Origin of the sequence: Streptomyces sp. JW3 (assembly GCF_052216785.1) — a bacterium.
GTDB lineage: Bacteria > Actinomycetota > Actinomycetes > Streptomycetales > Streptomycetaceae > Streptomyces.
Genome location: NZ_JBQOUX010000065.1, coordinates 34,654 through 44,052, shown reverse-complemented (window position 1 = coordinate 44,052; position 9,399 = coordinate 34,654). Strand labels below are relative to the sequence as shown.

Sequence of the window (9,399 nt, the reverse complement as noted above, 5' to 3'; positions counted from 1 at the left end):
GTGCCGGTCCGGGGTGCGACCGGACCGGCACCCCGACCGGCGCGATCACTCCCGAACGGCTCCGGGGTCCCGGGGCGCGAGTGTCGCGAACGCCTGGTCGAGGAGGTCGGTCAGGTTCACCCGGCCGTCCATGTCCGTCCACTGCTCCACCGCGATGTTCAGGCAGTCCATGGCGGCGGCCGTGAGCACCAGGTAGCGGATGTCGGCCTCGCCCGACCGCCCGGCCCGCTCGGCGAGGACGCCCGCCAGGATGTTGCGCCAGTGGAACATCATCTCCAGCCGCCGGGCGCGCAGCGCGGCGGACTCACCGATGAGACGTGCCAGGGCGAGGCTGTCGGTCGCGTTCTCGTAGTAGGGCTGGACGAAGGCGCCCATCCCGTGACGCAGGACCGTCCAGTCGTCCTCGCCGGCGGGACGGGCGCGCAGCATGGTGACGGCATCGTCGCAGTTGGTCTCGAACGCGCTCAGGACGGCTTCCTCCTTGGTGCCGAAATAGCGCAGGAACGTGCTGCGCGACACCCCGGCCGCGGCGGCGACCTCACTGGCGGTGACCTTGTCGAAGCCTTCCCGGCGGAACAGTTCCACGGCCACCCGCGCCAGCCTGTCTCGCACGGCGGCTCTCGCGATGTCTCTCGTCGTCGTCATCACTGGTGCTTCGGTCACTCCTCGATCGTATCTCTGCGTGAGCACTGCCTCCATCGGCGGTCACTTGACTCATGCGTGGGACAATGTGTCACACTTGCGTAGCCGATTCCATCTCGGAGCACAACACTTTGAACAGCGTGGAATTCCAGAAGGAGACATCTGACATGAAGATCAGCGTTGACGAGGAGAAGTGCTGCGGCGCCGGACAGTGCGTGATGATCGCGCCGGAGGTCTTCGACCAGCGCGATGAGGACGGCATCGTCATCCTGCTCGACGCCGAACCCCCCGCGGACCAGTACGACGTCGTCCGCGAGTCCGCCGACGTGTGCCCCGCCGCCGCGATCCGCCTGAGCGAGAACGCGTGACGGCGCCCGACAGTGTCCTGGTGGTCGGCGCCTCGGCGGCCGGCCTGGGCACCGCCGAGGCGCTGCGCCGCAAGGGCTACCAGGGCCGGCTCACCGTGCTGGACGCGGAAGCGGGGCTGCCCTACGACCGGCCGCCGCTGTCCAAGCAGGTGCTGTCCGGAGCCTGGGAGCCCGAACGCTCGCATCTGCGCGCGCAGGACGCGCTGGACGCGCTGGAAGCCGAGTTCGTGCTGGGCGACGCGGCCGTCGCGCTGGACGTGGCCGGCCGTACGGTCCGCACCGCCTCGGGCCGGGAACTGAGCGCGCAGGCCGTGGTCCTGGCCACCGGGCTGCGCGCCCGGGCCCTGCCGGGACAGGAGGACGTGCGGGGCGTCCATGTGCTGCGCACTCTCGACGACTGCGTGGCGCTGCGCACCGTCCTGCGGGAGGCGAAGCGGGTCGTCGTCGTGGGCAACGGCGTCCTCGGCTCCGAGATCGCGGCGACCGCCGCGGGGATGGCGCTGGACACCACGCTGGTGGGGCTGCAGCCCGCTCCCATGGCCGAGCAGTTCGGGCCCCGCGTCGCGCGGACGCTGGGAGAACTGCACGTCCGCAATGGCGTACGCCTGCTCAACGACACCGGCATCGGCAGCCTCGCCCATGCCGAGGGCCGGGTCACCGGTGTCCGGCTGGCATCGGGCGAGCACCTGCCGGCGGACGTGGTGGTGGTCGCCATCGGGTGCGTCCCCGCCACCGACTGGCTGGCCGGCAGCGGACTGCGACTGGACGACGGTGTGGTGTGCGACGCGCGCTGCCGCGCCGCGGCCGGCATCTGGGCGGCCGGTGACACCGCCCGCTGGTACCACGAGGAACTCGGCACGCACGTACGGCTGGAGAACCGGACCAACGCCACCACGCAGGCCGCCGCCGTGGCGGCGGACATCCTCGGTGCCGAGGTCGCCTACACCCCCACTCCCTACTTCTGGACCGACCAGTTCGACGTGAAGATCCAGGTCTTCGGCACTCCCACGGACGACGCCGAGGTGACCATCGTCGAAGGCGAGGAGGGCGGGCGTTTCGTGGCCCGCTACGACCGGGGCGGCCGCGTCAGCGCGGTGCTCGGCTGGAACATGCCCAAGCAGGCCCGCCTGCACAGCAGGTCGCTCGGGCAGCCGTCCCCCGCCCTCGCGCCGGACGGGCCCTCGTCGGCCGTCATCGCACCGACCACGACCGCCTGAACCGTTGCTTCCCCCACTGTTACGTGGCGCACAGCCGCCATCACATGACCTGAGGACGAACATGAGCACCCCACAGCAGGCCGACGCCCTCTCCACGGACCTTCCCGACTTCCCCCACCCCCGCTCCTCCGGCTGCCCCTTCAGCGTCTCCCCCGACATGCGCGCCCTCACCGACCGCGGCACGGTGACCCGGGTCAAGTCCTGGGGCGGCACCACTCCCTGGGTGGTCACCCGGCACGCCGAGCAGAAGCTCCTGGCGGCCGACCCCCGGCTCAGCGCCGACATGACCCACCCCGGATTCCCCAGCCCCGTGGACCCCGCGGTGACCGGCCACGGCTCCACGGACCTGAGTTTCATCGGGATGGACGACCCGGAGCACGCCCGGCTGCGGCGCATGGTCAGCGGCGTCTTCACCATCAAGCGGGTCGAGGCCATGCGTCCCCTGGTCCAGAAGATGGCCGACGACTTCATCGACCGGATGCTCGCCGGCCCCAAGCCCGTCGACCTGGTCCAGGCGCTCGCGCTGCCGATCCCCTCCCTGGTCGTCTCCGAACTCCTCGGCGTCCCTTACGACGACCACGAGTTCTTCCAGGTCAACAGCAAGACCCTCGTCTCCTCCGTCGCCACCGGCGAAGAACGCGGCACCGCGCACGCCAACCTCGCCCAGTACCTCGACGACCTGGTCGGCCGAAAGATCGCCGAGCCCGGCGACGACCTCCTCTCCCAGCTGGGCGAGCGCATCAAGGCCGGTGAGCTGACCCGGTCCCAGGCCGCCACCATGGGCGTGCTGCTCCTCCTCGGCGGGCACGAGACCACCGCCAACATGATCACCCTGGGTACGCTCCTGCTGCTGCAGAACCCCGATCAGCTCGCGCTCATCCGGGACACCGACGACCCCAAGGTGGTCGCCTCCGCGGTGGAGGAACTGCTGCGGTACCTGTCCATCGTCCACATGGGCCGGCGCCGGACCGCCGTCGAGGACATCGAGATCGCCGGCGAGACCATCCGCGCCGGTGAGGGTGTCATCCTCCTCAACGAACTCGCCAACCGCGACCCGGAGGTCTTCCCGGACCCCGACGCCCTCGACATCACCCGCAACGCCCGCAACCACCTGGCCTTCGGCGCCGGCACCCACCACTGCGTCGGCCAGCCCCTGGCCCGTCTGGAACTCCAGGTGATCTACCCGACCCTCTTCCGCCGCATCCCCACCCTCCGGGCGGCGATCGACACGGAGAAGGTGCCGTTCAAGTACGACGCCGTCATCTACGGCATCCACGAGCTGCCCGTCACCTGGTAACAACAACCAGGCACACCAGTACCGCTGCCCGGTACCGCACCGGGCAGCGGTTCCTTCTGTCCCGGGCCGGAGTCAGTCGCCGAGCAGGTCCCTTGCCACCTCGACATCGGTGATCAGAACATTGATCCAGCCGCCCCGGACCGCCCCCCGGACGGCACTCACCTTCTCCTTGCCGCCCGCCACACCGATCCGGCGTTCGACCGCACGCAGGTCGTCCGGATCGATCCCGATGAGGCGGTCGTTGAAGGGCGCCTCCACGGGAACGCCCTCGGCGTCGAAGTAGCGGGCACAGACGTCGCCCACCGCGCCCAACGCCCTGAGTCGCCGTTGGTCCTCGGCGGTGATCGCGTTGCCCGAGCGGCGCAGCAGCGGCGACGGGTCCAGACTGCCGATGCCCAGCACGGCCAGGGTGAGACGGGACCACGCCCGCATCGCCTCCAGCATGGCCGGTTCCTGGAAGAGCAGGTCGCGCAGTTCAAGGCTGCCGACCAGGGCCGCGGACGGGGCGAAGACGGGCCGCGCCCCGGTGAGTTCCGCCAGGCGGCTGGTCAGGCGGGTGGCGTGCAACTGCACCTCGGGGCTGCCCGATCCACCCACCATCTGCACCACTTCCTGGGCCACCGACGAGGTCTTGGCCCGCATGACCTTGACCGATTCCAGCAGGGTGGCGCTCCAGGAGGACACACCGATGACGTCTCCGCCCTTCAGTGTGGTGTCCAGATAGGTCGCGGTCGCGGCGGCGAGGGCGGGGATGACGTCGACGCCCGCGCCCTCCACCTCGACCACCACCGCGTCGCGCAGGCCGTAGCGCTCCACGAGCGCGTCCTCCAGTTCGGCGTGCACGCCTTCGGGAGAGACCACCACGGTACGGACCACACCGCGGTCGACGGCTTCCTTCAGCAGCCGGGAGACACGTGGCTGGGACATGTTGAGATGCGCCGCGATCTCCGGCTGCCGCACGCCGCGCTCGTGGTACATGCGGGCCACCTTGACCATCAGCCTGATGTGATCCGGGCTGGGAGTGGACGACGCTGCCGCCACCATGCCTCCAATCCTGCTCGATTCCGGCGGCCGGGTAGGCGCCGGACCGCGTATCACCCTATCCTCGGGGGCGTGCCACCGGTCGCGGGAGGCGACGTCCGGACGGGCTCAGCGGCTGGCGAAGACTCCGCGCCCGGTGTCGGAGGTGTGGTGGCATGGTGTGCTTCACCTTTCGTGTGTCCCGAGGCCGCGAGCGGCCGTGAGCGTCTGGTGCCAGCGGGCGAGGGCGCCGCGGCGCCGTTCCTCCTTCCAGACGGGTGCGAAGATCCTCAGGTCGCTGTCGGCGCGGCGTTCGAGCTCGTCCGTCGTCCACAAACCGGCTTCGAGACCGGCCAGGTGGGCCGCTCCCATCGCGGAGAGTTCGTGGTGTGGAGTGCGGGCCACGGTCACGTCGCTGACGTCGGCCTGTAGTTGCATGAGCGGGTCGCTGCGGCTCAGGCCCCCGTCGGCGACGACCTGGCGCAGCCCGGGCAGGACCGCGAGGACGTCGCCCACCTGGAAGGCGACCGACTCCAGCGCCGCCCGCGCCAACTGTGCCCGGCCGGTGCCCAGGCCGAATCCGGCGAGCACGGGCACGGCCCGGGCGTCCCACCAGGGTGCTCCGACACCGCCGAAGGCCGGAACCAACGTCGTACCGCCGGCGTCCGCGTCGGACGCGAGCCGGAGCAGGTCTTCGGGTGTGGTGCCGAGCAGGTCGGCCAGCCAGGTGACGGTGCGCCCGGTGGAGCGGATGTTGGCCTCGTGCGCGTACGTCGTCCGGCCGGTGGACCACGCGACGGTGCCGCACGCGTGTTCCGCGGGCCGGCAGGAGTCGGTGACGGTCATGACGGAGGAACCGGTCCCGTAGGTGGCCTTGACGATCCCCGGCCGCCAGCCGGCGTGGGCGAACAGCGCGGCGTGCGAGTCGCCCAGCACCGCCAGCACGGGGGTGCCGTCGAGCAGCGGCCGCAGTCCGCGGATCTTCCCGAAGGGTCCGTTGGAGCGGACGATGTCGCCCAGCGCCGTCCGTGGGACGTCGAACACGCCGAGCAGTTCGTCGTCCCAGTCGCCGGTGGCGAGGCTCATCAGCTGGGTCCGGGAGGCGTTGCCGATCTCGGTGACCGACTCCCCCGTCAGCGCGTGCAGAAGGTAGGCGTCGACGGTGCCCAGGGCCAGGCCCCCGGAACCGCTGCGTGCCCGGGAGGGATCGTGCGCGTCGAGAAGCGCGGCCATTTTCAGTGCGGAGAACATCGGGTCGAGCGGAAGGCCGGTGCGCCGGCGGATCTCCTCGCCCTGCCCCTCCCCCACGAGACGGGCCGCATGTTCGACGCCGCGCTGGTCCTGCCAGCTGACCAGGGGGGCGACGGGCAGACCGGTCACCGGGTCCCACGCGATGACCGACTCGCGCTGGGTACTCAGGGCCACCCCGGCCACCGTGCGCGGATCGATGTCCCGCAGGCAGTCGGCGACCGCCGCGCGCACGCTGTCCAGGAGGGCCGACGCGTCCTGCTCCACCAGCCCGGGGCCCGGATGGGACTGGGCCAGGGGGGCCACGCCGCGGGCCGCGATGCGGCCGGCGGCGTCCACGAGCAGTGCCTTGGTGGAGCTGGTGCCCTGGTCGACGGCGAGAACGTACGGGTTCGTCACATCCGCCCCAGAACCTCGCGCGCGGCGCCGGCGATGCCCTCGGCGCTCAGACCGAAGTGGTCGAGCAGGAAGGACGCGCTGCCGGTCGGCGCGAAGCCGGGTACGCCCAGCATGCGCACCGCCACGGGGTGGTGCTCGGCCACCACCTTGGCGACGGCCGCCCCCAGACCACCGGAGAGGAGCCCTTCCTCGGCGGTGACGATCGCCCCGGTCTCCCGTGCGGCGGCCACCACGGCCGCCACGTCGAGCGGCTCGACGAACGTCATGTTGAGCACCCGGGCCGAGACGCCGTCGCCCGCGAGGAGGGCGGCGGCGCCGAGCGCACGCGAGACCATGGTGCCCACCGCGATCAGGGTGATGTCGGTGCCCTGGGCCAGGCAGGTGGCCCGGCCCGTCTCGAACGGGGTGCCGGCGGGCACGACGGCGGGCACCTTGAAGCGGGGCACCCGGAGGTAGGTGGGCCGGCCGGAGGCGGCGGCATGGCGCACGGCGGCCCGGGTCTCGGACGGGTCGGCGGGCACGATGATCTCCAGGCCCGGGACGGCCCGCATCCAGGACAGGTCCTCGATGGAGTGGTGCGTGGGACCCAGCTCGCCGTAGGCCATGCCGGGACTCTGGCCGCACAGCACCACATGGCGGTGGCTGTAGGCGATGTCGGCCTTGATCTGTTCCAGGGCACGCCCGGTCAGGAACGGCGCCGCCGCGGAGACGAAAGGGATGAAGCCGGCGTTGGCCAGCCCCGCCGACACTCCGACGAGGTCCTGTTCGGCGATGCCGACGTTGATCAGACGGGTGGGGAACTCCTCGCGGAACCTCACCAGGTTGCTGGAGCCCACCGAGTCGTTGCAGACCGCGACGATCCGCTCGTCGGCGCGGGCCAGCGCGGCGAGTTCGTCGGCGAAGTCCACCCGGCAGTCGTACACGGGGGAAGCGGATGCCTGTTCGGCCACTGTGGTCACCGGTTCAGTTCCTCCAGCGCGAGACGGACCTGTTCGTCGGTGGGCACCTTGTGGTGCCACTCGACGCGGTCCTCGATGAACGAGACGCCCTTGCCCTTGACGGTCTCGGCGATCACCGCGACCGGGCGTCCGGTGGTCGACGGGGCGTATGCCTCCTTGATCGCCCGGTGGTCGTGGCCGTCGATGACCCGGACCTCCCACCCGAAGCTCGCCCACTTGGCGTCCAGGGGTTCCAGGGCCTTGGTGTCCTCGGTACGGGCACCCTGCTGGAGTCGGTTGCGGTCCACCACGGCGGTCAGGTTGTCCAGCCCGTAGTGGGCGGCCGTCATGGCGGCCTCCCAGTTGCTGCCCTCCTGCATCTCGCCGTCGCCGAGGACGACGACGGTCCGCCAGGCCTCGCCGCGCAGCCGCGCTCCGAGCGCACACCCGGTGGCGACCGGGAAGCCGTGCCCGAGCGGCCCGGTGTTGGTTTCCACGCCAGGCACCTTGAGCCGGGCGGGATGGCCGTTGAGCGGTGACAGCGGGGCCATGAACTCGCTCAGGCGGGCGCGCGGGAAGAATCCGCAGGAGGCCAGCGTCGAGTACAGGGCCGCGGCACAGTGCCCCTTGCTGAGGACGAAGCGGTCGCGCTGCGGGTGGTCCGGTTCGGCCGGTTGCATCCGCAGGGTTCCCCACAGGGCCGTGACCAGCAGGTCGGTGACGGAGAGGTCACCGCCGACGTGGCCCATGCCGGCCGACTGGATGGTGGTGAGGATGTCACGCCGGACGGAGGCGGAGAGGTCGGCGAGCTCTCCGGCGGCCTCGGCCGGCGTGGCCGCCCGCAGCCGGGCACTGCGCCGATGGTAGGTGCGGGCGGCCTCCTCGTCGCACCGCAGCGGGGCGCCGGCCTCCAGGGTGGTTCTCACTCGGACTCGCTTTCCGCGAGCGCCCGGAAGAGCGCCCGCTTCGCGATGCGCTGCGCCTTGAGGGCGTCCTGCGCGGCCTGCGCGGCGGCCAGTTCCTCGCGGTCGAGGTAGGTCAGCGCACGGTGGAAAGCGCGCATGGTGCGGATGCCGGTGCGGGCGGCTTCGACCGGGTCCTCCCGGAAGGGGAACTGGTCCAGCTGCCAGACACCTTCCCAGCCGGCGTCCCGCAGGGCGAAGAAGAACTCGAAGGTCTCCAGCAGGTGCACCGAGCCGACGACCATGTCGTCGTCCCAGCCGCGGAAGTTGTCGTTGACGTCGATGGCGAACAGCTTGCCGCGGGCGATCGCCATCCGTGCCGCCTCGGCCGGCGTCTCGCCCCCGTACAGGGAGTGGCCGAAGTCGAGCAGGACGCCGACGTTGTCGACTCCCATGTCCTCGATGGCCAGCAGGGTGCGGGCGACGGAGGAAAAGACCATGCGGTTGCGCGGCTCGCGCGGCTTGTACTCGATGGCGAACTTCACGTCCGGGAAGCCTTGCGCGAGTTCGCGTACCGCGTCCACCGACTTGCTCCACAGGTCGGTGTAGTCGGCCTGGAAGGGGTAGTCGTACCCGTCCTGACCGGGCCAGAGCTTGACGTAGTCCACGCCCAGTTCACGGCCCACCTCGGCCGAGCCCGCGACCAGGTCGATCGCCTGGCGGCGGATCGCCGGATCGGGGTTGGTGAAGCCGCCCTTGGCGAACTTGCCGGTGTAGAACTCCGGGGTCACCGCGATGGCGCGCAGGTTCTGCTCGGCGAGGGCGTCCTTCACCTGGGCCGTGCTGATACCGCCCGGCGGGAAGGGCCAGTTGAGGTCGAGGACGGACAGGTCGCCCACCGCACCGGCCAGCTTGATGGCGTCCAGGACGGTACGCGGATCACCGTATCCGTCCGTCGCGTAGCGGTCGACGTAGGTGGCGAAGTGCCAGACGCCGGCGCCGTACACCGGTTCACCGGGATCCGCCTCTTGAATGTTTATGCGATGTTGAGTCGACATGCACGCCAAGGTACGAACCGGGACCGCGACCGTCAACCCCTCAAGCCCGCCCGCATCCGGGAGGCATCCGTGCGTGAGGGCCACCGAAGCGTTCAAGTACGAGCAGTGCCAGGCCAATCCGCAGGACGCGGTCGTCCTGTCCCATGTCAACGACTGCACGTACGAGGCACACACCCGCCCTCGCCGGCATTCCTCACGGTCCATGACGAGGGAGAGCCCCCGCATCGGTCCGCCGGTCAGCGCGCGCGGCGCCTCGGAAGCATATGCGGAGGTACTCGCCCACCGGGGTGACCGTGGGCAACGAGCGACG

9 protein-coding genes are annotated in these 9,399 nt (G+C 71.0%); 3 read left to right on the top strand and 6 right to left on the bottom strand.

The window, feature by feature from the left end; translation table 11 throughout:
- Positions 1-45: 45 nt before the first annotated feature.
- A complete protein-coding gene (locus tag ACTT8P_RS24510; RefSeq protein WP_442833882.1) occupies positions 46-663 on the bottom strand; it encodes a TetR family transcriptional regulator in 618 nt (205 codons plus the stop codon).
- A 146-nt stretch (positions 664-809) separates the two neighbouring features.
- Between ACTT8P_RS24510 and ACTT8P_RS24505 the strand changes: the two genes are divergently transcribed.
- The 3 genes from ACTT8P_RS24505 (at position 810) to ACTT8P_RS24495 (ending at position 3,524) form a co-directional block, all read left to right on the top strand.
- Positions 810-1,010 (top strand): ferredoxin, encoded by a 201-nt coding sequence (locus tag ACTT8P_RS24505; protein ID WP_442833881.1) that lies wholly within the window; start codon positions 810-812, stop codon positions 1,008-1,010.
- Positions 1,007-2,227, top strand: a complete 1,221-nt coding sequence (locus ACTT8P_RS24500; protein WP_442833880.1) for an NAD(P)/FAD-dependent oxidoreductase — start codon at positions 1,007-1,009, stop codon at positions 2,225-2,227. Before ACTT8P_RS24505 ends, ACTT8P_RS24500 begins: the two co-directional genes overlap by 4 nt.
- A gap of 61 nt (positions 2,228-2,288) precedes the next feature.
- Complete coding sequence (locus ACTT8P_RS24495) at positions 2,289-3,524, top strand: cytochrome P450 (RefSeq protein ID WP_442833879.1); 1,236 nt, start codon at positions 2,289-2,291, stop codon at positions 3,522-3,524.
- Between the two features lie 72 nt (positions 3,525-3,596).
- Here ACTT8P_RS24495 and ACTT8P_RS24490 read toward each other — a convergent pair whose 3' ends face one another.
- The 5 genes from ACTT8P_RS24490 to ACTT8P_RS24470 all read right to left on the bottom strand — a co-directional run bounded on the left by ACTT8P_RS24490 (position 3,597) and on the right by ACTT8P_RS24470 (position 9,089).
- The gene (locus ACTT8P_RS24490) at positions 3,597-4,520 is read right to left on the bottom strand and encodes a sugar-binding transcriptional regulator (RefSeq protein WP_442833886.1); all 924 of its coding nucleotides are present in this window, start codon (positions 4,518-4,520) and stop codon (positions 3,597-3,599) included.
- A gap of 210 nt (positions 4,521-4,730) precedes the next feature.
- Positions 4,731-6,191, bottom strand: coding sequence for an FGGY family carbohydrate kinase (locus ACTT8P_RS24485; protein WP_442833878.1), 1,461 nt, complete (start codon positions 6,189-6,191; stop codon positions 4,731-4,733).
- Positions 6,188-7,150 carry a transketolase family protein gene (locus tag ACTT8P_RS24480; RefSeq protein WP_442833877.1) on the bottom strand — a complete coding sequence of 321 codons (963 nt, stop codon included), beginning with the start codon at positions 7,148-7,150 and terminating at the stop codon, positions 6,188-6,190. Before ACTT8P_RS24480 ends, ACTT8P_RS24485 begins: the two co-directional genes overlap by 4 nt.
- On the bottom strand, positions 7,147-8,055 hold the full coding sequence (locus tag ACTT8P_RS24475) for a transketolase (RefSeq protein WP_442833876.1): 909 nt from the start codon (positions 8,053-8,055) through the stop codon (positions 7,147-7,149). Before ACTT8P_RS24475 ends, ACTT8P_RS24480 begins: the two co-directional genes overlap by 4 nt.
- Positions 8,052-9,089: a sugar phosphate isomerase/epimerase family protein gene (locus ACTT8P_RS24470; RefSeq protein WP_442833875.1), complete on the bottom strand. Its 1,038-nt coding sequence runs from the start codon at positions 9,087-9,089 to the stop codon at positions 8,052-8,054. The genes ACTT8P_RS24475 and ACTT8P_RS24470 overlap by 4 nt, the downstream gene beginning before the upstream one ends.
- Between the last annotated feature and the right edge of the window lie 310 nt (positions 9,090-9,399).

Excerpts from the sequence above, each read along its gene's own strand:
- ACTT8P_RS24505 (WP_442833881.1), top strand. The coding sequence starts at position 810 with ATGAAGATCAGCGTTGACGAGGAGAAGTGCTGCGGCGCCGGACAGTGC.
- ACTT8P_RS24495 (WP_442833879.1), top strand. The coding sequence starts at position 2,289 with ATGAGCACCCCACAGCAGGCCGACGCCCTCTCCACGGACCTTCCCGAC.
- ACTT8P_RS24490 (WP_442833886.1), bottom strand. The coding sequence starts at position 4,520 with ATGGTCAAGGTGGCCCGCATGTACCACGAGCGCGGCGTGCGGCAGCCG.
- ACTT8P_RS24470 (WP_442833875.1), bottom strand. The coding sequence starts at position 9,089 with ATGTCGACTCAACATCGCATAAACATTCAAGAGGCGGATCCCGGTGAA.